Source organism: Paraburkholderia sp. (assembly GCF_036488505.1).
Lineage (GTDB): Bacteria > Pseudomonadota > Gammaproteobacteria > Burkholderiales > Burkholderiaceae > Paraburkholderia.
This window is the reverse complement of record NZ_DASXHN010000038.1, coordinates 1-22,894: the sequence shown is the minus strand read 5'-3', so window position 1 is coordinate 22,894 and position 22,894 is coordinate 1. Positions and strand designations below refer to the sequence as shown.

The window sequence follows — 22,894 nt, the reverse complement described above, 5'->3', positions numbered from 1 at the left end:
CGTCTTCGGCACCGGTCATATCGGCGTGCGCGGGGCTGCGGTAGATCACGAGCCAGCCGACGATCCATACCGCGCCGAGCAGACCGGTCAGGATAAACGCCGCTTTCCAGCCGAGCGCGCCGATGATCAGCGCGACGACCGGGATCGACAGTGCGGAGCCGACACGCGAGCCACTATCGAAGATGCTCGTCGCGATCGCACGTTCCGCCGGCCGGAACCATTGGCTCACGAGCTTCGCGCACGACGGATAGGCACCGGCCTCGCCGATGCCCAGCAGCAGCCGGCAGCCGAACATCCCGGCGACGCTGGTCGTCAGCGCGGTCGCGGCGGTAAATACCGACCACCAGCCCACGGCCAGCGGCAACGCGATGCGCGCGCCGACGCGGTCGACGAACCAGCCGAACGGCATTTGCATCAACGCGTAGGTCCAGAAAAAGCCGCTCAGGATGAAGCCCATCTCGGCCGGCCCAATGCCGAGCGCCTTTTCGATTTGAGGCGCGGCGACCGCGAGATTCGCGCGATCGATGTAGTTCACGGCGATCGCAAGAAAGCACAGCAGGATTACCACCCAACGCATTTTTCTCATGAAATGTCTCCTCCGATACAGGCATCTGTCGTGATTGACTGCTGGTCCGCCACGATGCCTGTCAGGCGGACTCTGTCGCGGCGCACTCTGTCAGGGAACCCGACGAATGCGCTTTCTGTTCAGTTGTTATTGTCAGATCGCTCGAAGCCGCCATCTTCGCGGCTCGAGCGCAGTCGCTAGTGCTGGAGCGTGCCCGAAGCGAGCGCCGCGTTCAGACGCGGCTGCTCGATATGCAGCCCCAGTTCCCGCGCCAGATCGATCACCGGCTTGAAACGCCGCTGCTTCTTCTGCTCGTGATTGCGGGCGATGTCGGACAGACGGTGATCGAGGAACGGGTTTTCGAAGCGCTCACGCACGTCATCCAGATACTCACGCGCGCCGTCGCCCTGGCCGAGCGCGTCGAAGACCGGCAGCACTTCGTCGCGCCACAGCGATTCGAGATCGGCGCGCAGCAGCGGATCGCGCATCGCGTGCAGTACGTTTTCGTCCAACGGGCGCGCGTCGGCCTGCCAGCGCTCCGCGAGCCACGTATGGCCGAGATTCAGCAACAGCAGCTTCAGGCGCTCGTAATGCAGAAGGTCGTCGGTGACGATCATCGCTTCGTGTTCGCACGGCAGCACCATCCCTGCGCGCCGCTCGATGGCCCATAGCGCATACGGTTCGGCGTAGGCGCCGATCGGCTGGATCGGCTCTGACACGATGCGATCGACGAGCGAGTTCACCCAGATGCACGTGTGCTCGATATAGTCGATGAAACTGGAACCGGTTCCCCACTCGCGCGCGATATTCGCGACGAGCGCGCGCAGCGTATCGCCATTACTCGACACCAGCTCGCAGGGCAGCAGCGTCAGCGGTTCGGCGCCTGCGTTAAAGCGTGCATGAAGCAGAACCACCAGTTTTGCCGCGAAACCACGCGGCACGCGGGCACTGTCGCGCAGGAGTTCCGCGGTGTCTTCGGCGAAACACTCGTAGCCTCGGTCGCCGGTGTTCGACATCACCACGCGCGCGTCGCGCGTAACGCGCTCGACCACTACCGCCCAGTCCGTATTCGCATTCAGCGCCTCGCTGATCGCATCGCATTGCGTCGTCGTATCGATTACCGCTGCGTGGCGCACACCGCGAATGCGCACCTCGTAATGCCCGCGCTCACGCAGTGCGTCGATGCGCGCGAGGCTTTCGGGATTGGCCGTGGTCTGCACCACGGTCACTCGCCCCAGCGCGCGGCCCGCTTTAAGCGCTTCCGAGATGAAGAGATCGGCGTGCGCCTGCAGAAACCGGCTGGTGCCGAATTGAAGAATCGGGTTGCCCATCGTTCGTGACTCCATCTGGCCTTACCAGTTGGCAAAAGTAAAGGGCTATCGTATATTGGTCAAGCCAATTTTGACGGGCTCCGGGAAACCCCGGAGACGCGCGGCGTTCGCTGTTTGCGCGCTGCGCGCTTGATCTACAATCGGCACTCGCCCCACCGGGCTCGTCGAAGCCCCATCGCCAGGAAACGTTTGTGTCAGTCAAACCTGCCGACTCCCGTCGCCTCTATCTGCAGATCGCGGAAAAATTGCGTGAGTTGATCGCAAAGCCGGATTTCGCGCCGAATGGGCGCTTGCCACCCGAGCGCGCGCTTGCCGAAACGCTCGGCGTATCGCGGCCGTCGGTGCGTGAAGCGCTGGTCGCCCTCGAACTGGAGGGGCTCGTCGAAATTCGCATGGGCTCGGGCGTCTATCTGTGCGCGACCACGCAGGCCCAAGGCGCGGCGGCGCTGTCGCAAGCCGAACTCGGCGACAGCCTGCTCGACATCATGGGCGCGCGCTGCGTGATAGAAGGCTCGATTGCCGCGAGCGTCGCACCGTTTTGCAAAGCAAAGGACCTGAAGATCCTGCGGGAGATCTACAACGAGATGCGACGTGAAGTCGAAGGGGGACGGATTCCAGTCGCTTCCGACCGCGCATTCCATCTCGTGATCGCGCAAATGTCCGGCAACGAGGTACTCGTGCGCACCGTCACTTCGCTTTTCGATGCCCGCCACAGTCCGCTCTCGGCAACGCTGCGTGGTCATTTCGAAAACGAGACCACGTGGGGCGCGGTGCCCGACGAACATCGCATGATTCTCGAAGCGCTCGAAGCGCACGACGCAATTCAGGCGCAGGCGACCATGCAGCGCCACCTGAAGATGTCGTTGGAGCGGGTGATTGTCGGTGGTCAGCGGACAACCTAGCCGGCGCCATGCTCGCCTGCGCCGGCGATGCCGATTTGCCGTGACATGAACCCATGGTCGCGAGGACGGGGCCGTTGGCTTTCGTACGCTTGCCCGTTGTGCCCGCGAGCGTCGCAAAAGCAGAAATAAAAAAAGCCCGCGCGAGGCGGGCTGAACTGTTGCTGCATGAAGTTTCGCGATCGAGTCGCTTGGCAGATCATGCGCGGTTCGCGTGAAAGCAGCATGAAAGTGCTAACAGCGCGTTAGGGAGCCGCCGCACGAAACCGCTTTGTCGCCTCGGTTCACAGGTCGAAGAACACGGTTTCCTTATCGCCCTGCATATGGATATCGAAGCGATACACATTGGCCGCACCGGCATCGCGACGCGCGATGAGCGTGCCCCGCCGCTCGGCGGGCACCGATGCCAGCACCGCGTCGGTTTCGTTCGCTTGCGCTTCGTCGTCGAAGTAAATGCGCGTGAACGTGTGCAGCAGCATGCCGCGCATCGTCAGGATCACGTTGATATGCGGTGCTTCATCGGGATTCGCGCGGCCCGGCTTCACCGTCTCGACGATAAAGCGCTTATGCGGATCGGTGCCCGTGCCGACGCGAGCAAAGCCGCGGAAACCGGTTTTGAGGATTTCCTCGCGCGATTCAGGATAGTGCCCGTTCGAATCCACCTGCGACATCTCGACCATCGCGTCGCCGACCACCTTGCCGTCGCCGTCGAATACCTGACCGACGACGGTGATGTGCTCGCCGGCCGCCTCCATGTCGGCCAGCACATGCGTGAACAGGCTCTTGAAGTCGAAATCGTATTGCTGCGGGCAAAGACCGTAGGCGAAGTACGGGCCAACGGTTTGCGAAGGCGTTTGCTTGAGAGTCGTCATGGCTTAGCGCTCCATCGGGGTTTCGTTCGGACCGCGCAGCACGATGTCGAAATCGTAGCCGAGCGCATAAGCTTCTTCCGTCGTATCGAGCGAGAACGTCGACACCATGCGCTCACGCGCACGCGCCGGTGTCCCCTGATAAATCGGGTCGAACGCGAGCAGCGGGTCGCCGGGGAAGTACATCTGCGTGACGAGACGCGAGCCGAAATGATCGCCGAATAGCGAGAAGTGGATGTGCTGCGGGCGCCATGCATTCGGATGGTTGCCCCACGGATACGCGCCCGGCTTGATGGTCAGAAAGCGATAGCGGCCTTCGTTGTCGGTGATGCAGCGGCCCGCGCCGAGAAAGTTCGGATCGAGCGGCGCATCGTGCTGATCAGCTTTGTGCACATAGCGGCCGGCGGCGTTGGCCTGCCAGATCTCGACCAGCGTGTTGCGCACCGGGCGGCCGCCTTCGTCGAGCACGCGGCCCGCCACGATGATGCGTTCGCCAAGCGGCTCGCCGTTGCGTGCCGAGTTGCGCGTCAGATCGTGGTCGAGCGCGCCGAGGTCTTCGGTGCCGTAGACCGGCACGCGCTGGTCGCGCAGCTTTTCCTTCAGTGGAATCAGCGGACGCGACGGCCCGCGCTTGACCGACGAACCGTACGGCGGATAGATGTACTGGGGATGCGACGCGAACTCGCGCCTGGTGAGGGAAGCGTCTTCCATGAGGTGTCTCCGTTGGAGGAATCGTAGGGTGCGTGCTTATGACAGGCACTTTATCGAACGCCGACGGTTATGCAAAATGACGTTTTCGCTCTTTTCGTATAACCTGTCGTTATGCAACGCAGCCTCGCGGATAGCCGCGTCAAATTCCGTCATCTCCAGTGCTTTTTGGCCGTCGCGCAGTTCGGCAGCGTCCAGCGGGCGGCGGGCAGCCTGTCGATCACGCAGCCGGCGGTGTCGAAAACGGTCGCCGAGCTGGAGGCCATTCTCGGCGTGAAGCTGTTCGAGCGTGGCCGCCACGGCGCGGCGCCGACGCGCGAGGGGCAGCTGTTCATGCCGCACGCGAGCGCCTGCGTGAGCGCGCTGCGCCAGGGCGTCGATCTGCTGGCGCGCGCGGAAGGCGCGGCCGCCGCAACGCTCGAAATCGGCGTACTGCCGACTGTCGCGGCGGTGCTGGTGCCGCCCGTGCTCAGGCAGTTCGCCGCGCAGTGGCCGCGCGTGATCGTGCGGCTTGCGACCGGCGCAAACCCGGACCTGCTCGAGCGCCTGAAAGCCGGCACCATCGAATTTGCGATCGGCCGCCTCGCGGACCCGGAGCGGATGGTTGGGCTGAGCTTCGAGCAACTGTTCACCGAGCCGCTCATTGCGGTCGTGCGGGCCGGGCATCCGCTTGCGCAAGGGCCGGGCTTGCCAGCCACGTCACTCGAGCAATTCCCGATTGTCTTACCACCGTTCGGCACACTGATCCGTCAGTCGGCCGAGAGTCTGCTGAGCGCGTGGGGCGTGCCGCCGCTGTCGGCGTTCGTCGAGGTGCTGTCGGTATCGACCGGGCGCGCGCTGGCGCTCGAAAACGGCGCCGTGTGGTTCGTGCCGCGCAGCGCGGTTGAATACGAGCTCGCGCACGGCATGCTGGTGCGCTTGCCGCTGCCGGCGGCGGGCACTCGCGAGCCGGTCGGCCTGATCCGCCGCTCGGATACGCAACCGTCGGCGGTCGGGCGCGCGTTTATCGAGGCGGTGCGCGAGGTCTCGCGTGACAGGATGGCGGCCGTGTCGGCCAAGGAAGTCAGTACCCGCGCCGGTAAAAAGGGCAGCAGGGTTGGGAAAACGAGTGCGCTGCGATCCGCGCAAGAACGCGCGGGTACCTAGCAAGCAGTTGATCGCGAGCGGCCGGCGCGCTTACGCCAAATCCGGGCAGACCGGCCGCCGCGCCAAAAGACCGTACAAGGAGATTGCCATGCCGAGCGACTTGCCCACTCCCGAGGCCGCGCAGCGCGCCGTGTCGACGCCCGAGCACAATCCGCTCGGCACGGCCGGGCTCGAATTCGCGGAGTTTGCCGCGCAGGATCCACGGGCCCTCGGCGAGGTATTCACGCGGCTCGGCTTCAAGGCGATCGCGCGCCATATCAGCAAGGACGTCACCTTGTATCGCCAAGGGGAGATGAATTTCCTGATCAACGCGGAGCCCGAGTCGTTCGCCGCGCGCTACGCGCAAGAGTATGGCGTCGGCATCTGCGCGATCGGGATTCGCGTCGCCGACGCGCAACGCGCGTTCGAGCGCGCGGTGGAACTGGGCGCGTGGGAGTTCGAGGGCGAGCGCATCGGCGCGGGGGAGTTGCTGATTCCGGCAATCCAGGGCATCGGCGACTCGCATATCTATTTCGTCGACCGCTGGCGTGGACGCGGTGGCCAGCGTGGCGGTCTCGGTGATATTTCGATCTTCGACATCGACTTCCGGCCAATCGAAATCGACACGGCGGAGGCCGATCTGAAGCACGCGGGCAGCGGCCTGGTCGCGGTCGATCATCTGACGCAGACGGTCGGCGCGGGCCGGATGCAGGAATGGATCGACTTCTATCGCGACCTGCTCAATTTCCGCGAGATTCACGAACTACACGCGAACTGGCACGTATCGGCGGAATCGCGTGTGATGGTGTCGCCGTGCGGCGCGATCCGCGTGCCGCTTTATGAGGAAGGCACGCGCCGGACCAGCCTGATGCACGACTACCTGCCCGATCATCCGGGCGAAGGCGTGCAGCATATCGCGCTCGCCACCGACGATATCTTCTCGTGCGTCGAGCGGCTGCTGGCAAACGGCGTCGAATTCGTCGAGCCGCCGGCGCGCTATTACGAGCAAATCGATGCACGTTTGCCGGGCCATGGACTCGATGTCGAACGGCTGCGGCGCACGCATGTGCTGGTGGATGGCGAAATCGACGCGGACGGCGTGCCGCTCCTGTTTTTCCAGACCTTCGTGCGCCGCCGCTCGGGCGAGATCTTCTTCGAGATCGTGCAGCGCCAGGGGCATCACGGCTTCGGCGAAGGCAACCTCGCCGCGCTCGCGCACGCGCGCGACGGTGGTCGAGTCTGATTGGGAGATCGCCGCCGGTGTGCCGCTCACAGGTCTTGCAACAGATCGTTTGCCGGTGTGCAAAGACGAACTGCCGAAGCAACTATCCGAACATGCGTTGGCAAAGAAGCATTCGCGCAAACGTCTCTCTATTTCTTCGCTGAATCGATTGCGATGGGCGGGGTTGGCGGCAGGTCCGCGTTCGTCGCCATCCACAACACTTCGGCGTCTTCCTCGCTGGTCGACACCGCTGCATGGCCGGTGCGGCTGTCGAAATACAGGCTGTCGCCCGCGTTCAGATGCGTCGGCGCGTACAACTCCGAATAGAGGCACACGCTACCGCTGATCACGTACAGGAATTCCTCGCCTTCGTGGCGGCCCCAGTCGTCGAACGCATCGAGTGTGTGCGCGGAGATGCGGATGCGAAACGGCAGCATCGCCTTGTGCGCGAGGTCAGTGGCGAGCAATTCCATCTGATAGCCGCGATATGCATGCCTCTGGCCTTCGTTTTTGCGGGTCAGCGCGCGGCGGCCGCTCGCGCTGACTTTCGGCGTCGAACCAAACAGTTCGCCGATTTCGATCTGCAGGCCCAGCACGATTTTTTGCAGCACATCGAAAGTGGGGGACATCAGCCCGTTTTCGACTTTGGACAGCGTCGAACGGGAGACACCGCACAGGCGGCTCGCGGTCTCGAGCGTCAAGTCCTGCGCCTGACGCGCGGCGCGCACGCGCCGGCCGAGATCGGTGGTGGACGTGTCGGCGGGTTTGGTCAGATGGGTGTCCATTGAGCTTGCTGTCGGGTCGAGTACGCGCTTTGTCGTGGCGGATGATGTTTCCGATAATAACATTTGGCGCGACGGGCGGATTCGGCAGACACGGACGGCGGGAACGAACCGCTGCGGGCGTCGATCGAGCTGAAAGCGCTGTGCCGCGGTGGTTGGAGGTGGAACCCGGCAGCGGCGATAGAGATCGACCAACCGAGGCGTTCGCGCGCTTTTCTGATCGGAAACCTGACGAGGATCCGACCACCAACGCACGTTGCGAACGCCTCTGAACGCGGGGCGTTTCGCCTACGCGGCTTTAAGCATCATGGCGAAAAAGCTCATCGAGCTCCTTGCCAGGCGTCGCGCCGCTGAAGTCGAAACGGCCATCGGCTAGCGCTTGCGCGGCGTGCATGAAGCCGCCCCACGCCGCGCGTGCAAGCCCAGCGCCGACGCTGACGCGCCGTACGCCGAGTGCCGCGACATCCTGCAACGTGAGCTTCGACGTCGAGCCGATCAGCAGATTGACCGGCTTCGGCGCAACGGCGGCGACTACCGCCTCGATCTGTTCACGTGTCTCGATGCCGGGTGCGTACAGGCAGTCGGCGCCCGCTGCCGCATAAGCCTTCAGACGCGCGATCGCATCGTCGAGATCGGGCTTGCCAGCGACGAAGTTTTCCGCGCGGCCGACCAGCAATGTGTCGCCGCCGCTCTGGTCGATCGCGCGCCGCGCCGCGCTGATCCGCCGGACCGCGACGTCGATCGGAAACAGCGGTGCGGCAGCGTCGCCAGTCGAGTCTTCGATGGACAACCCTGCGACGCCGGTTCCGACCGCGAGCGTCACGCTCTCGGCGACACCTTCCGGATCGCGGCCGAAGCCGTTTTCGAAGTCGGCGTTGATGGGGAGGTCGGTCGCGTCGACGATCGCGCGCAGATGCGCGACGATCGAGTCGCGCGGCAGCGTGTTATCCGCGTGTCCGGTCGACCATGCGAAGCCGGAGCTCGTGGTGGCGAGCGCCAGAAAGCCGAGCGTCTGCAGATAACGGGCGCTGCCTGCATCCCATGGATTCGGCAGCACGAAACAGCCGGAAGCGTGCAGTACGCGGAAGGCGGCGCGTTTTTCGGCGACGGTGCGGGGCATGGCGTGTCTCCTCGAGATGAAAAGGGGCGTGGCTGTTTCGTTGATGCTGCGGGATTGGGGCATTCGGGGGCGGCAGGTCGCAAATTCACACAACGAAAGTCTATGTGCGTATTGGACGCCCTGTTGATTAAATTCGTTGGCGTGAGGCGGCGCTCAACGCGACGATTTCGATGAGGTTCGCATCGCTGAAAGATGTGCGCGCAGAAGCTGTACTGACGTCCATTGATCCGGGGCGGTGCGAGCGCAATCGCGAGCGCGTGCGGGTTCGACTTCGCCAGCCGGCCTTAAGTCGGGATGTCGGTTGTTGGCGCGCCGGGCGGCAGCTCGCCTGTACATCCAATGGCTCGCCACGAGGCATTGTTCGATATGACGCCCGATCGAACCGATATGCGCATCCTCCGGCAGATCGAAAACGATGGACGCGTTACTAAGCAGCACCTCACGAACGCGGTCGCGCGCTTACCGTCAGTGTGTATGCGGCAAGTGAAGCTGCTTGAAGACGAGTGCTGTATCGCGGGCTATGGATGCGCGATTGCGCCGAAACGCATCGGTGTGGAATTCGAGGCGCTTGTGCACGTCTCGATGCGGCCCGACGTTGAGGAAGCCTGCTGACGGTGCGCGCGCGGCCTCGAACACGTCTGCAACCCTGTCACGAATCATTTACATCGTGCGGCGACGATGTCGATCACTTCAGGCATCGTGCTCACGATGCAAAAGCGTGATGGCTCGCTGCTGGATCTCACAAGTGCGACCGCTTACTGCTGTGGCGATGCATGTGGCGGCTTGCCATGTCATGCGGGGGCAGTGGCTTTCGCACTCGCCCGCGCCGCGCACCGCGCAACCATCGCGTGGTCAAAGCCGTCTGCCCGCAGCCCGGCGAAGTAGCGCGAGTTCCGCTGATACCGGCCGCGCACTCGCTACGCCCCACTTGTTTAATGATCCGCCGGATGCTGCCCCGCTTCAGACGATCCGCCTGCCGGCATCCCATAGCCGGTGTTGCCGCCTTGGGCCATCGCGTTCTGCGCGGATACCCGCGCTTCGGCCGCCTGGATGTCGGCGGGGTAGGTGGCGTCGGTTGCCCTCGCCGGGTTATAGCCCGCCTGTTCGAGCTGCTCGATTTGTGCTTTGACTTCCGCGCGCGTGACCGGCTGCTCGGATTGCGCAAACGCCGAGACCGGCGCGGCGATCGCGATCGCTAGCGCGACCGCGTGGATCAGTGATTTCATGGTGTTTCCCTCCGGGTATGTCTTTCGGCGCCGCGGTATCAGCGGCACCCATCCACGGAGTCTAGGAAGCATCGAAGCTTAGGGAAACGACCAGGGCGTTAATTCAGTATTGCAGCAAACAACCAGTCGGCGCGCTGTAATCGCAACGCGCCGGCTTTCGTAAAGCAACGGAAAAGCCCGCGTAAACAGACGTTAGACGCCCTTGCGTACATCGACCCGATAAGCGGTCACTTGGCGGTAAGTATCGCCGGGCCGCACGATCACCTGTTCCTGTTCGGCCATGTTGACTTCGTTCGGAAAACCGCCGGCTTCGAGGCACAAACCGGCATACCGTTGATAGCGAGCGCCACCGCGTCCCGCATTGCCGTTCAGTGTATTACCGGAGTAGAACTGCAAGCCGCGCTGATCTGTGGAGACGGTCAGCTCGCGACCGCTGCCCGGATCGTATGCGCACGCCACCTCGCGCAGCGGCGACGTGCTCCGGTTCGCGTCGGCAATTTGCGTGTCGCGCAGCACGTAGCAATGATCGAAGCCACCAGCTACCGCGAGCTGCGCATGGGGCCAGTCGAGCCGCGCACCGATCGGCGCGCTTTGCCGGAAGTCGAATGCGTTGCCCGTCACCTCCGCCAGGTTGCACGGAATCAATGCGGCGTCGACTTCGAAAAAGCGGTCCGCGTCGATCGACAGTACATGGCCGCGAATGTCGGAACCCGCGCGCCCGGTCAGATTGAAGTACGGATGGCTCGTCAGATTGAGCGGCGTTGGCGCGTCGGTGATCGCTTCGTATTCGATCGTCAGCGTGCCGTCGTCATCGAGCGAATAGCGCACCTGCACGCTTACGTTGCCCGGAAAACCGGCGTCGCCTTCGGGTGAATCGAGCCGCATCAGCAACGTGCCGTCGTCCTCGCTGACATCCCATAGTGCGCGATGAAAGCCGACCGTGCCGCCGTGCAGCAGGTTCGAGCCTTCGTTGCGGTCGAGCGTGTACTCGATGCCATCGAGCGAAAAGCGCGCGTCGGCAATGCGATTCGCCCAGCGGCCGACCAGCCCGCCCATGTAGGTTGTCGCCGCGACGTATTCGTCGGGCGTGTCATGGCCGAGCAGAATATCGCCGAGACGTCCGGCGCGATCCGGCGCGTGCCATGAAACCAGCGTCGCGCCGAGGTCGCTGATGGCGACTTTCATGCCGTGCGCGTTACGCAACGTATAGAGCCTGACGCGATCGCCGCCTTGCAGCGCGCCCCATGGCTGGGAAGAAAGTTGTGCGATGCTGATCATTGGCCGGTGCGAGAGAAAAAGGAAACAGCGGTGAAAAAGACCCTTCAGCCAGCGGCTTTCGCCGGCTTCGGGGTACTCGCGCGCGCCTGATATTCGCGCGGTGTGCAGCCGAGCTCGCGACGAAATACCGCGTACATGTATTGCAGCGACGTGAAGCCGCAACGAATCGCCACTTCCGCACTCGATGCATCGCGCTTCGCGAGTAGCGACTTGGCGACGTCGAGTTTATGGCGCAGGATTTCCTGATGCACGGTGCACTGGCGCTCGCGCCGGAAGTATTCCTCCAGCGACGAACGTGATACGCCCACATAGTCGGCCACCTGTTCGGTGCGGATGCCCTGGCACGCGTACTGGCGAATGAAATGCCGCGCCCGCATCACGTACGGACTGGCGAGCGGTTGATGCCGCGTCGATTCGAGCACGTTGATGCCGACCGGCGGTACCAGAATGCGACGCCCCGGAAAACGCGCGCCGTGCAGCATCTGATGCAGCACGTGCGCGGCGGTGCGACCCATTTCCTCGGTGCCCTGAATCACCGACGAAAGCGGAATGCGCGTCAGCGTGCGCGTGAGCGGATCGTTGTCGATGCCGATGATCGCGACTTCCTCCGGCACCGGAATACCGGCGATCAGACACGCTTGCAGCAGATGCCGCGCGCGCGCATCCGTTACCGCGATGATGCCGACCGGCTTCGGCAGCTGCCGCAGCCATGTGGTGAGTTGCTCGATGGCCTGATTCCATGACGGCGCGCTCGTGGATAGACCGCGATAGATCTCGCTGTCGATCTGTTCGGCAGTGCGTCCGTCCTGGCCGCGCAAATGCGCGAACGCGAGTTCGCGTTGCTGTGCCCAGCGGTTTTCTTGCGCCTGCGGCAGGCTGTACAGCGCGAAGTTTTCCAGACCCGCGCCGATCAGATGCGTATACGCGAGCGACACGAGCTTGCTGTTGTCGGTTGCGATATAGGGTAAATCCGGAGGGTACTGCGTCGGGTCCTCATACGATGAACCCACCGCGACCACCGGCAGCGGACAGTCGCGCAGTGCTTCGTTGACGGCCGGGTCGTCGAAATCCGCGATGATGCCGTCACCGTCGAAACGCTGAATGCCGACGAGCCGGCAGCGAAAATCTTCTTCGAGAAACAGATCCCACGCCACCCGGGTCGACAGCAGGTAGTTGCCGATGCCGGTGATGATTTCACGGTCGTAGACCTTGTTCGCATTGAACAGCAGCGCGATCCGATGGGTCGTCTGGGGTACTTGCGGACGGGTCATAGCGGTAAGCGGCGAATGGATGACTGCTCCACTGCGCGTTCGTCTCCTAACTATTGGGCACGTGTTGACGGCCAGCTTTTAAGCGTCTGGCTATTCTAGGCCCGGGAATCGCGCGACGGTGATAAACAAACGCGCGGGCGGTAAGAAACATCAACCGGGTTGCGCAATTTCGCAATTGCCGGCGCATCGTGCAAACGGCAGCATGGCGTCACCTCGTCGGCTGGCGCGGCGCTGTCGCGCGGGTTGCGATGCAACAAAAAAACTGGAGACGCTGATGTCTTACTTCGAACACATTGCCGAGATCCGTTATGAAGGCCCGCAATCGGACAACCCGCTCGCGTACCGCCATTACGACAAAAGCAGGCGGGTGTTCGGCAAGACGCTCGAAGAACATCTGCGCATCGCGGTCTGCTACTGGCACACCTTCGTATGGCCCGGCGTCGATATCTTCGGTCAGCGCACGTTCCAACGCCCATGGCAGCAACCGGGCGACCCGATGGAGCGAGCGCTGCAAAAGGCCGATGCGGCCTTCGAATTCTTCTCGAAGCTGGGCACGCCGTACTACACGTTCCACGATACCGACGTCGCGCCCGAAGGCGCCAGCATAAGAGAGTACAGCGAGAACTTCCTGCGCGTGTCCGATTATCTCGCGCGCAAACAGCAGGATACCGGCGTCAAGCTGTTGTGGGGTACCGCGAATCTGTTCTCGCATCCGCGCTACGCGGCCGGCGCCGCGACCAATCCGAACCCCGAGGTCTTCGCGTTTGCCGCAACCCAGGTGCGCCATGCACTCGAGGCGACGTTGCGGCTCGGTGGCGAAAACTATGTGCTGTGGGGCGGCCGCGAGGGCTACGACACGCTGCTCAATACCGACCTCGTGCGCGAACGCGAACAGTTTGCGCGCTTCCTTCACATGGTGGTCGATCACGCGCACAAGATCGGCTTCAAGGGCACGTTGCTGATCGAGCCGAAGCCCCAGGAGCCGACCAAGCATCAATACGACTACGACGTCGCGACCGTGCATGGCTTTCTTCTGCAACACGGGCTAGACAAAGAGATTCGCGTGAACATCGAGGCGAATCACGCGACGCTCGCCGGCCACTCGTTCCAGCACGAGATCGCGACAGCATTTGCGCTCGGCATTTTCGGCAGCGTCGATGCGAACCGCGGCGATCCGCAAAACGGCTGGGATACCGATCAATTCCCGAACAGCGTCGAGGAACTGACGCTCGCGTTGTACGAGATCCTGCGGCACGGCGGCTTCACCACCGGCGGGATGAACTTCGATTCCAAAGTGCGGCGCCAGAGCGTCGATGCGGAAGACCTGTTTCATGGCCATATCGGCGCGATCGACAATCTCGCGCTCGGCCTCGAACGCGCGGCGGTGCTGATCGAAAACGAGCGTCTCGAACAGTTCAAGCGCCAGCGTTACGCGGGCTGGGACACGGACTTCGGCCGCAAGATTCTGTCGGGCGGCTATTCGCTGTCGACCCTCGCGGCGGATGCGTTGACGCGCGGACTCGATCCGCAGCACGCAAGCGGACAGCAGGAGAAGATGGAAAACATCGTGAATCAGGCGATTTATAGCGGACGTTCAAGCGCACGGTAACGTCGCTCGATGCGCATGTAACGCAAATGCGGATGCAGATGCGAGTTGCACGCGAATAAAAGCGCGCAACGAAAGTAGTGGAGAACTTCACATAAAGATCTCGCGGCCACGCTGACCGCGTGAACCAGGTAGCGTCGGGTTGTCGCTTGTCCGCGTCTGGGCTCGCAGCGCAGACCGTCACATCCGGTATTCCGGCTAATCACAACATCAGGAGACTGAAATGAAATTCGCAATGCGTCGTAACGTACTGGGTTCGCTGCTGTGCGGCGCGGTACTCGCCAGCCTTTCGCTTGCCGCGCCGCTCGCGCATGCGAGCAAGGAACATCCGGAAATCGGCTTCTGTATCGACGACCTGCGCGTCGAGCGCTGGTCGCGCGATCGCGACTATTTCGTCGCGGCAGCAGAGAAGCTCGGCGCGAAAGTATCGGTGCAATCGGCCGACGCGAGCGAAGAGCGTCAGATCTCGCAAATCGAAAACCTGATCTCGCGCGGTGTCGACGTGATCGTGATCGTGCCGTTCAATTCGAAGACGCTCGGCAACGTCGTGGCCGAAGCGAAGAAAGCGGGCATTAAGGTCGTGTCGTATGACCGTCTGATTCTCGATGCGGATATCGACGCGTATATCTCGTTCGACAACGAGAAGGTCGGTGAAATGCAGGCCCAGGGCGTGTATGACGTGCGGCCGAAGGGCAACTACTTCCTGCTCGGTGGCGCGCCGACCGACAACAACGCGAAAATGTTGCGCCGCGGCCAGCTGAAGGTGCTGCAACCGGCGATCGACAAGGGCGACATCAAGGTGGTCGGCCAGCAGTGGGTGCCGGAATGGAGCGCCTCGACCGCGCTGCGCATCATGGAAGACGCGCTGACCGCGAACAACAACAAGATCGACGCCGTCGTCGCGTCGAACGATGGCACCGCTGGCGGTGCCATTCAGGCGCTGGCCGCGCAGAACCTCGCGGGCAAGGTACCGATCTCCGGTCAGGACGCCGACCTCGCGGCCGTTAAGCGCGTGGTGGCCGGCACGCAGACGATGACGGTCTACAAGCCGCTGAAGCTGATCGCGGGCGAGGCGGCGAAGTTGTCGGTCGCGTTGGCGAAGGGCGAGAAGCCCGCATTCAACGCGCAATACGACAACGGCAAGAAGAAGGTCGATACGGTGCTGCTGCAGCCGACCAAGCTGACGAAGGCCAATATCGACGTGGTCGTGAAGGACGGCTTCTACACGCAGGATCAGCTCGCGAGCAAATAAGACGGAACACCGGCGCGGTGCGGTGCCCACGCTTGCCGGCCATGATGCCGGTGAAGCGTGGCCGCCCGCCCACCTTGCAGCGAGGCAATACCGAATGACGCAACCTCTTCTGACGATGCGCGGCATCGTCAAGGCTTTTTCCGGCGTGAAGGCGCTCGACGGCATCGACCTGACCGTTTCGCCGGGCGAATGCGTGGGCCTGTGCGGCGAAAACGGCGCGGGCAAATCGACGCTGATGAAAGTGCTCTCCGGCGTGTACCCGCACGGCACGTGGGATGGCGAAATCACCTGGGAAGGCGAGCCGCTCAAAGCCGCCAGCATCCGCGATACGGAACGCGACGGCATCATCATCATTCACCAGGAGCTGATGCTGGTACCGGAGTTGTCGGTTGCGGAGAACATCTTTCTCGGCAACGAAATCACGTTGCCGGGCGGCCGCATGAACTACGCGGCGATGTATCAGCGCGCGGACGAACTGCTGCGCGAACTCGGCATTAGCGGTATCAACGCCGCGCAGCCGGTGATGAACTACGGCGGCGGTCATCAGCAGCTGATCGAAATCGCCAAGGCGCTGAACAAGCGCGCGAAGCTGCTGATTCTCGACGAACCGTCGTCATCGCTGACTTCGTCCGAGATCGCGATTCTGCTCGACATCGTGCGCGATCTGAAACGGCGTGGCATTGCCTGCGTGTATATCTCGCACAAGCTCGACGAAGTCGCGGCCGTATGCGACACGATCAGCGTGATTCGGGACGGCCGTCATGTCGCGACCGAGCCGATGCACGCGCTCACCACGGACCGCATCATTTCGCTGATGGTGGGCCGCGAGATCAAGAACCTGTTCCCGCGCGAACCGCATCCGATTGGCGACGTTGTCTTCGAAGCGCGCAACGTCACGTGTTTCGACGTGACGAATCCGCGCCGCAAGCGCGTGGACGACGTGTCGTTCTCGCTGCGGCGCGGTGAAATTCTCGGTGTTGCGGGGCTGGTCGGCGCGGGTCGAACCGAACTGATGCAGGCGATCTTCGGCGCCTATGCCGGCATCAGCGAGGCGAACGTCGTGCTCGACGGCAAGCCGCTGAAGATCCGCGCGCCGATCGATGCAATCCGCGCGGGCATCGCGATGGTGCCCGAGGACCGCAAGCGTCACGGCATCGTGCCGGGGCTGAGTGTCGGCCACAACATCACGCTGGCGGTGTTGCAGCGCTTCACGTCGGCTGGCCGCATCGATTCGGCGGCCGAACTCGACACGATCCACACCGAGATGAAGCGCCTTTCCGTGCGCGCCGCGAACCCGATGCTGTCGATCGCGAGTCTGTCGGGCGGCAATCAGCAGAAAGCCGTGCTCACGCGGATGCTGCTCACCGATCCCAAAGTGCTGATCCTCGACGAGCCGACGCGCGGCGTCGACGTCGGCGCGAAATACGAAATCTACAAGCTGATCTTTCTATTGGCGCAGCGCGGCATGTCGATCGTGATGGTGTCGTCCGAATTGCCGGAAGTACTCGGCATTAGCGATCGCGTGCTGGTGATCGGCGAGGGCGAGCTGCGCGGCAACTTCGTCAACGACGGCCTGACGCAGGAGGACATCCTCGGCGCCGCGATCCGCCCCGTGCATCTATCTTCGAACCCAACTGCAGCGAGTGCCGCATGACCCCCGACGTGACTTCTCAACGCACCGACAATGCCGTACCGCGCGGCGCATTCGGCGGCACCCAGCGTATTCAGCAACTGTTCGCGCGCTACAAGATTCTGGCGCTGCTGATTGCGGTCGCGGTGATCTGGACTTTCTTTTCGGTGCTCACGCACGGCGCGTTCGTCACGCCGCGCAATCTGTCGAACCTGCTGCGGCAGATGTCGATTACCGGCATGCTCGCATGCGGGATGGTGTTCGTGATCATCGCGGGCGAAATCGATCTGTCGGTCGGCTCGCTGCTCGGCCTGCTCGGCGGCGTCGCGGCGATTCTGGACGTGAACCGGCATTGGCCAATCGGCGTGACGATTCCGGTCGTGCTGCTGCTCGGCGTGGTGGTCGGCATGTTCAACGGCTGGTGGTCGACGTACCGGCGCGTGCCGTCGTTTATCGTCGGGCTCGGCGGCATGCTCGCGTATCGCGGCATTCTGCTAGGCGTGACCGGCGGCTCGACGATCGCACCGGTGTCGGACAGCTTCGTGTTCGTCGGCCAGGGCTACCTGCCGCGCGTTGCCGGCGACACGCTCGCCGTCGTGCTGTTCGTGCTGCTCGCGTTCCTGACGATTCGCCAGCGCGCGAATCGTCAGCGCTATCAGTTGCGCGTGGTGCCGCTTTGGCAGGACGTCGCGAAGGTAATCGGCGCGGGCGCGATTCTCGCGGGTTTCGTCGCGACGCTCGACCATTACGGCGGCATTCCTGTGCCGGTGCTGTTGCTGCTCGCACTGCTGGGCATCTTCACGTGGATCGCGACGCAGACCGTGTTCGGGCGACGCATCTACGCGGTCGGTTCGAACCTCGAAGCGACGCGGCTCTCCGGTGTCAACACCGACCGCGTGAAGCTCGCGATCTTCGCGCTGATGGGGTTGATGTGCGCATTCGCCGGCATCGTCAACACCGCGCGGCTCGCGGCCGGCTCGCCGTCGGCGGGCTCGATGGGCGAACTGGATGCGATTGCCGCGTGCTTTATCGGCGGCACGTCGATGCGCGGCGGCTCCGGCACCGTGTACGGCGCGCTGATCGGCGCGCTGGTGATGGCGAGCCTCGACAACGGCATGTCGATGCTCGACGTCGACGCGTACTGGCAGATGATCGTGAAGGGCGGCATTCTCGTGCTCGCCGTTTGGATCGACGTGGTGTCGGGTTCGAACCGCCGCTAATCAACCTGAGTCTGCGTTGATTGCAGCAGGAACCCCGGGGGTGTGCCGGCGCGGGCCGGCCCACCCCGTTTTTTTCGCTGTTAATGAAACACCCCACGATTTGCGCGCCCGCGGCCTTCTCCCGCATTCCCCCGCCCCACGGCATGTCCGGTTGACCGCGGCCATTTAAGTCGCACACATTCCTTTCGTCTTATTACTATTGCGCCAAAGCGCGGTCTCGCGTTTTGGCGCCTTCGCCGTTTCCGTCACCGTGCGAGTCGAGCGAGCCATCCCATGTTAAAGCGCAGAACCTTCCTGCTCGGCGGCGCCTGCGCGGTGGGCGCACTGGTGGTCGGCTGGACCGTGCTGCCGCCGCGGCAACGTCTGGTGGGCTCGACGCCGCTGCCGACGCAAGGCTCGCAGGTCGCGCTGAACGGCTGGGTGAAGATCGCCGCGGACAACAGCGTGACGGTCATCATGTGCAAGGCCGAAATGGGCCAAGGCATTCATACGGGCCTCGCGATGGTGCTCGCCGACGAACTGGATGCCGACTGGTCGCAGGTGCGCGTCGAAGATGCGCCGATCGACAACATCTACAACGTGGTACAGAACATCGTCGACGACCTGCCGTTTCGCCCCGACGACGACAGCTTCGTCAGGCAAGGCGTCGTGTGGATCACGCGCAAGGCGGTGCGCGAGTTCGGCACGATGATGACGGGCGGCTCGTCGAGCATGAACGATTTGTGGACGCCGATGCGCGAGGCAGGCGCATCGGCGCGCGCGATGTTGATCGGCGCGGCCGCGCAGCAATGGGATGTGCCGGTTAGCGAGTGCCGGGTGGAAAAGGGTTACGTGATGCACACGAAGGAGCATAGGGCGAGCTTCGGCGAACTGGCGGCGATGGCGGCACGGCAGTCGCCGCCGCGCAAAGTGGTGTTGAAGCAGGCCGCCGATTTCAAGCTGATCGGCCAGTCCGTGCGCCGCATCGAAGCGGCGTCGAAGATCGACGGCACCGCGCGCTTCGGCATCGACGTGCTGCCCGCCGGTTTGCTGTACGCGAGCGTTGTGATGTGCCCGGTGCTCGGCGGCACGGTCGCGCATTTCGATGTGACGCCCGTGCACAAAACGCCGGGCTTTATCAAGGCGTTCGCCGTCGCGCCCTATGCCGGCGGCACCGGCGCGGTGGCCGTGATCGCGGACAACCCCTATCGCGCGATGAACGCGGTCGCGGCGATCAAACCGGACTGGCACAACGGCGCGGCGGCCGAGCTGTCGAGCGCCGACGTGGAGCAACGCCTCGTCGGCGCGCTCGACGATACCCACCCTCACGTGTACTTTCAGCGCGGCGATATCGACGCCGCGACGCGCCGCGCGGCCAGCAGGATCGAAGCTGTGTACTACGCGCCGTATCTCGCGCATGGCGCGATCGAGCCGCTGAACTGCACCGCGCAGGTCAGCGACGGCAAGGCGACGATCTGGGTGTCGACGCAAATACCCGCGCTCGCGCGCCAACACGTCGCGAAGGCGCTCAACATCGACGCCGGCCAGGTCGACGTGCGCACGCAATTGCTCGGCGGCGCATTCGGACGGCGCCTCGAACTCGATTTCATCGTTCAGGCGGCGATGATCGCGCGCGAGGCGGACGGCCGTCCGGTGCAGACCATCTGGTCGCGCGCGCAGGATTTTACCCACGACTTCTACCGGCCCGCGTGCGCGGCGTGGCTGGAAGCGCGCTTCGACGAGCACGGCAAACTGGTCGCATGGCACGCGAAGTCGGCGGGGCAGGCGATCGTGCCGGAATCGCTCGCGCGCTACTACGGCGTGCCGCGCATTCCGATCGACAAGACCACCTGTGAAGGCGCGTTCGATCAACCGTACGAATGGCCCGCCGCGAGTGTGTCGCACAAGATCGTCGAGTTGCCGGTGCCGATCGGCTTCTGGCGCTCGGTCGGCCACTCGCATCAGGCGTTTTTTACCGAGAGCTTCACCGACGAAGCGGCGGTCGCGGCCGGGCAGGATCCGATTGCGTTCCGCGCCGCGCTGCTCGCGCGGCATCCGCGGCACCTCGCGGTGCTGCAGCGTGTCGCGACGATATCGGCTTGGGGAAGCCCGCTCAAGCCAGCTGCCGATGGCGCGCGATGCGCGCGTGGGGTCGCATTGCACGAGGCTTTTGGCAGCGTCGTCGCGCAGGTCGCCGAGGTGTCGATTGGGCCCACGCAACAGATTCGCGTGCATCGTGTGCTGTGTGTGATCGATTGCGGATTGCCGGTGAACCCGAATCTGATTCGTCAGCAGATGGAAGGCGGCATCGTGTTCGGTTTGTCGAGCGCGTTGCAAAACGAGATCACGATCATCAAAGGCGTGGTGCAGCAGCAGAACTTCGTCGATTTTCCGGTCGTGCGAATGGACGTGTGTCCGGTGATCGAAGTCGACATCATGCCGAGTCAGTTGCATCCGCAAGGTGTCGGCGAACCCGGTGTGCCGCCGATTGCGCCGGCCGTGGCCAATGCGGTGTTCGCGCTGACCGGGCAGCGTCTGCGCAGATTGCCGCTGTGGCTCGCGTGAAGCGATGAAGCGATGAGGCGACACGTGGTGCGGTAAATGGCCTGATTTGAGTATTGCGATTCAGGAGGCGGGGATGAGCGTGTTGAACATCAACGGACGCAGGGTCGAGGTCGAAGCGGCAGCGGATATGCCGCTGTTATGGGTGCTGCGCTGCGACCTCGGCATGACCGGCACGAAGTTCGGCTGCGGCGTCGGCATTTGCGGCGCGTGCACGATTCATCTGGACGATGCCGCGTGCTTCGCGTGTCGGACACCGATGTCCCAACTGCATGCGCAGAAGATTACGACGATCGAAGGCCTGCAGGGAAGCGAAGCGCAGGCGCTGAAGGCGGCATGGACCGAACTCGACGTGGTGCAGTGCGGGTATTGCCAGAGTGCTCAATTGATGGCGGCTTGCGCGTTGCTGAAGCGAAAACCGAATCCGACCGACGCCGACATCGATACGGCGATGACGCCGGTGGTGTGCCGTTGCGGCACGTATCCGCGGGTGCGGGCGGCGATTCATCTGGCGGCGGGGAAGGGGCGCTAGAGCCGACACTCGCGCGCCCCCTGAAAACAGCTCAATTGGCCAGCATTTCCACCACGGCAACCACTGCCGTGAAAATCCCGATGCATCCGCCCAACGTGACTGCGCCTTGCATGAATGGCGACATACGTAACCCCGTAACGTGTAGTGGTGTCACGTATTTAACGCGAAACGAAAGCAAAAAGAAAGGTTGAAAAAATAATTCGAGAGCCTGTCAGCGGGCTTTGACGGCCGTGGCCGTTGCGGGCGCCGTCGGCGGTGCCGCCGGCGGCGCTGTCCTGGCGGAAGCCGCCACCGGCACCGGCTTCGCCACGTCATCCGAAACGCTCCGGCCGCCCGCCTCCCAGCCGCCGCCCAGCGACAGGAACAGATTCACCTGATCGAGCGCCACCTGTCCCTCCGCCGCCGCGAGCTGCGACTTCGCCGCCGTCAGCGTGCGTGTCGCGTCGAGATCGGAGATGAACGACTCGCGCCCGGCGAGATATAGCTGGTGCGTTTCGTCGGCCGATTGCGTCGCCGACTTCAGCGCCGCGCGCAGTGAATCGGTGCGCGCATAGTCGGACGCATACGTCGCGAGGTTGGTCTCGGTTTCGCGCAGCGCGGTCAGCACCGTGCCGTCGAACTTCGCGAGCGCGACCTGGCTCGACGCCTGCGCCTCACGCACGCGGCCACGCGCGCCATTGGCCGGGAAGGTCCAGCTGATCAGCGGGCCGAACGCCCAGCGCGCGGTGGGGGAGGTGCCGATGTCTTCGAGAATGCCGGTGTAGCCCGCCGACGCGCCGATGCTCACGGTCGGATACAGCGCGCCGGTCGCGACGCCGATGCGCGCGGTCGCCGCCGCCAGTTGACGCTCGGCCTCGCGAATATCGGGGCGGCGTCTGAGCAGTGCGGCGCCGTCGCCAATCGGAATCGGCTGACGAAGTTGCGGCAGCCGGTCACAAGCGAGCACGGCCGGCGGCAGATTGGACGGCGCGCGCGCGAGCAGCGCCGCAAGCTGGTACTGCGCGATCTTGCGGCGCGCGGTGTAGCGCGGGATATCCGCCGTCAGATTTTCGACCTGGGTCTGGCCGCGCGTCACCTCGGTCTGGTTGGCACGTCCCGCGTCGCGCAGCCGCCGCGACACGTCGACGCGTTGCTTCTGCAGCGCCAGCGATTGCTGCGCGATGCGCAATTCCTCGGCGGACGAGCATTGCTCGACGTACGCGCGCACCACGTCCGCGACCACGGTGATGCGCGCGAGATCGCCGGCGGCCTCCACAGCCTCGGCGTCCGCCTGCGCCGCTTGTACGCCGCGCCGCAGCTTGCCGAACAGGTCGAATTCGTACGAGATGCTGATGCCCATGTCGCCTTCGTTTGCGACCGGCAGTTTCTCGAACAGCAGGTACTGTTCGGCCGATTCCTGCGCGCGTTCGATCGCGACTGACGCTTTACCGGAAAAGCCGCCCTGCGCGTTGGCGACGCCGAGCGCCTCGCGCGAGCGGGCGAGATTGGCGGCCGCGACGCGCAGGTCGGTATTCGATTTCAGTGCTTCGTCGACGAGACTGTTCAGCACCGGATCGTCGTAGAGCTTCCACCAGACGGTGGGCGGGTTGAGGGTCGATGTCAGCGTCGGATCGGCGCCTTCGATCGGTCCGTTCGCGAGCGGCGCATTGGCGAGCGCCTGTTTCGGCAGTGTGTAGTCGGGGCCGACGTTGATGCAGCCACTCAGCGCAACCGCGAG

At 63.8% G+C, this 22,894-nt stretch carries 19 protein-coding genes and 1 pseudogene; 10 read left to right on the top strand and 10 right to left on the bottom strand.

Annotated elements, in window-relative coordinates; translation table 11 throughout:
- Together VGH68_RS02375 and VGH68_RS02370 are read right to left on the bottom strand one after the other, a co-directional pair.
- A partial coding sequence (locus VGH68_RS02375) for an MFS transporter (RefSeq protein WP_331601901.1) occupies nucleotides 1-586 on the bottom strand: 586 nt, incomplete at its 3' end.
- A gap of 176 nt (nucleotides 587-762) precedes the next feature.
- Complete coding sequence (locus VGH68_RS02370; protein ID WP_331601900.1) at nucleotides 763-1,896, bottom strand: mannitol dehydrogenase family protein; 1,134 nt, start codon at nucleotides 1,894-1,896, stop codon at nucleotides 763-765.
- 191 nt (nucleotides 1,897-2,087) lie between these two features.
- Between VGH68_RS02370 and VGH68_RS02365 the strand changes: the two genes are divergently transcribed.
- Nucleotides 2,088-2,798: a FadR/GntR family transcriptional regulator gene (locus VGH68_RS02365; RefSeq protein WP_331601899.1), complete on the top strand. Its 711-nt coding sequence runs from the start codon at nucleotides 2,088-2,090 to the stop codon at nucleotides 2,796-2,798.
- A gap of 281 nt (nucleotides 2,799-3,079) precedes the next feature.
- Here the strand turns inward: VGH68_RS02365 and pcaG are convergent, their stop codons facing one another.
- Nucleotides 3,080-3,667, bottom strand: coding sequence for a protocatechuate 3,4-dioxygenase subunit alpha (pcaG, locus tag VGH68_RS02360; protein WP_331601898.1), 588 nt, complete (start codon nucleotides 3,665-3,667; stop codon nucleotides 3,080-3,082).
- A 3-nt stretch (nucleotides 3,668-3,670) separates the two neighbouring features.
- Nucleotides 3,671-4,375, bottom strand: coding sequence for a protocatechuate 3,4-dioxygenase subunit beta (gene pcaH, locus VGH68_RS02355; protein WP_331601897.1), 705 nt, complete (start codon nucleotides 4,373-4,375; stop codon nucleotides 3,671-3,673).
- A gap of 111 nt (nucleotides 4,376-4,486) precedes the next feature.
- Here pcaH and pcaQ point away from each other — a divergent pair, with 111 nt between their 5' ends.
- Nucleotides 4,487-5,518 (top strand): pca operon transcription factor PcaQ, encoded by a 1,032-nt coding sequence (gene pcaQ, locus VGH68_RS02350; protein WP_331601896.1) that lies wholly within the window; start codon nucleotides 4,487-4,489, stop codon nucleotides 5,516-5,518.
- 88 nt (nucleotides 5,519-5,606) lie between these two features.
- On the top strand, nucleotides 5,607-6,740 hold the full coding sequence (locus tag VGH68_RS02345; RefSeq protein ID WP_331601895.1) for a 4-hydroxyphenylpyruvate dioxygenase family protein: 1,134 nt from the start codon (nucleotides 5,607-5,609) through the stop codon (nucleotides 6,738-6,740).
- A gap of 128 nt (nucleotides 6,741-6,868) precedes the next feature.
- Here the strand turns inward: VGH68_RS02345 and VGH68_RS02340 are convergent, their stop codons facing one another.
- Entirely contained in the window at nucleotides 6,869-7,504 is a 636-nt protein-coding gene (locus VGH68_RS02340) for an XRE family transcriptional regulator (RefSeq protein WP_331601894.1), read from the bottom strand.
- A 295-nt stretch (nucleotides 7,505-7,799) separates the two neighbouring features.
- Nucleotides 7,800-8,621, bottom strand: coding sequence for an isocitrate lyase/phosphoenolpyruvate mutase family protein (locus tag VGH68_RS02335; RefSeq protein WP_331601893.1), 822 nt, complete (start codon nucleotides 8,619-8,621; stop codon nucleotides 7,800-7,802).
- Nucleotides 8,622-8,987: 366 nt separating this feature from the next.
- On the opposite strand from VGH68_RS02335, the pseudogene VGH68_RS02330 reads away from it, so the two are divergent.
- Nucleotides 8,988-9,377 (top strand): annotated as a pseudogene (locus tag VGH68_RS02330) (Lrp/AsnC family transcriptional regulator); the annotation flags it as partial.
- A gap of 176 nt (nucleotides 9,378-9,553) precedes the next feature.
- Here VGH68_RS02330 and VGH68_RS02325 read toward each other — a convergent pair.
- The 3 genes from VGH68_RS02325 to VGH68_RS02315 form a co-directional block, all read right to left on the bottom strand.
- Entirely contained in the window at nucleotides 9,554-9,847 is a 294-nt protein-coding gene (locus VGH68_RS02325) for a DUF4148 domain-containing protein (RefSeq protein ID WP_331601892.1), read from the bottom strand.
- 192 nt (nucleotides 9,848-10,039) lie between these two features.
- A complete protein-coding gene (locus VGH68_RS02320) occupies nucleotides 10,040-11,125 on the bottom strand; it encodes an aldose epimerase family protein (protein WP_331601891.1) in 1,086 nt (361 codons plus the stop codon).
- Nucleotides 11,126-11,169: 44 nt separating this feature from the next.
- Complete coding sequence (locus VGH68_RS02315) at nucleotides 11,170-12,396, bottom strand: DNA-binding transcriptional regulator (protein WP_331601890.1); 1,227 nt, start codon at nucleotides 12,394-12,396, stop codon at nucleotides 11,170-11,172.
- A gap of 274 nt (nucleotides 12,397-12,670) precedes the next feature.
- Between VGH68_RS02315 and xylA the strand changes: the two genes are divergently transcribed.
- The 6 genes from xylA to VGH68_RS02285 all read left to right on the top strand — a co-directional run bounded on the left by xylA (nucleotide 12,671) and on the right by VGH68_RS02285 (nucleotide 21,177).
- Complete coding sequence (gene xylA / locus VGH68_RS02310; protein ID WP_331601889.1) at nucleotides 12,671-14,005, top strand: xylose isomerase; 1,335 nt, start codon at nucleotides 12,671-12,673, stop codon at nucleotides 14,003-14,005.
- 220 nt (nucleotides 14,006-14,225) lie between these two features.
- Complete coding sequence (xylF, locus tag VGH68_RS02305) at nucleotides 14,226-15,254, top strand: D-xylose ABC transporter substrate-binding protein (RefSeq protein WP_331601888.1); 1,029 nt, start codon at nucleotides 14,226-14,228, stop codon at nucleotides 15,252-15,254.
- A gap of 94 nt (nucleotides 15,255-15,348) precedes the next feature.
- Nucleotides 15,349-16,908, top strand: coding sequence for a D-xylose ABC transporter ATP-binding protein (xylG, locus tag VGH68_RS02300; protein ID WP_331601887.1), 1,560 nt, complete (start codon nucleotides 15,349-15,351; stop codon nucleotides 16,906-16,908).
- Nucleotides 16,905-18,104, top strand: coding sequence for a sugar ABC transporter permease (locus tag VGH68_RS02295; protein ID WP_331601886.1), 1,200 nt, complete (start codon nucleotides 16,905-16,907; stop codon nucleotides 18,102-18,104). Before xylG ends, VGH68_RS02295 begins: the two co-directional genes overlap by 4 nt.
- A gap of 273 nt (nucleotides 18,105-18,377) precedes the next feature.
- Nucleotides 18,378-20,648, top strand: coding sequence for a xanthine dehydrogenase family protein molybdopterin-binding subunit (locus VGH68_RS02290; RefSeq protein ID WP_331601885.1), 2,271 nt, complete (start codon nucleotides 18,378-18,380; stop codon nucleotides 20,646-20,648).
- Nucleotides 20,649-20,721: 73 nt separating this feature from the next.
- Nucleotides 20,722-21,177, top strand: coding sequence for a (2Fe-2S)-binding protein (locus VGH68_RS02285; RefSeq protein ID WP_331601884.1), 456 nt, complete (start codon nucleotides 20,722-20,724; stop codon nucleotides 21,175-21,177).
- A 211-nt stretch (nucleotides 21,178-21,388) separates the two neighbouring features.
- On the opposite strand, the gene VGH68_RS02280 is transcribed toward VGH68_RS02285, so the two are convergent.
- Nucleotides 21,389-22,894 (bottom strand): efflux transporter outer membrane subunit (locus VGH68_RS02280; protein ID WP_331601883.1); only part of this gene is annotated, 1,506 nt, incomplete at its 5' end.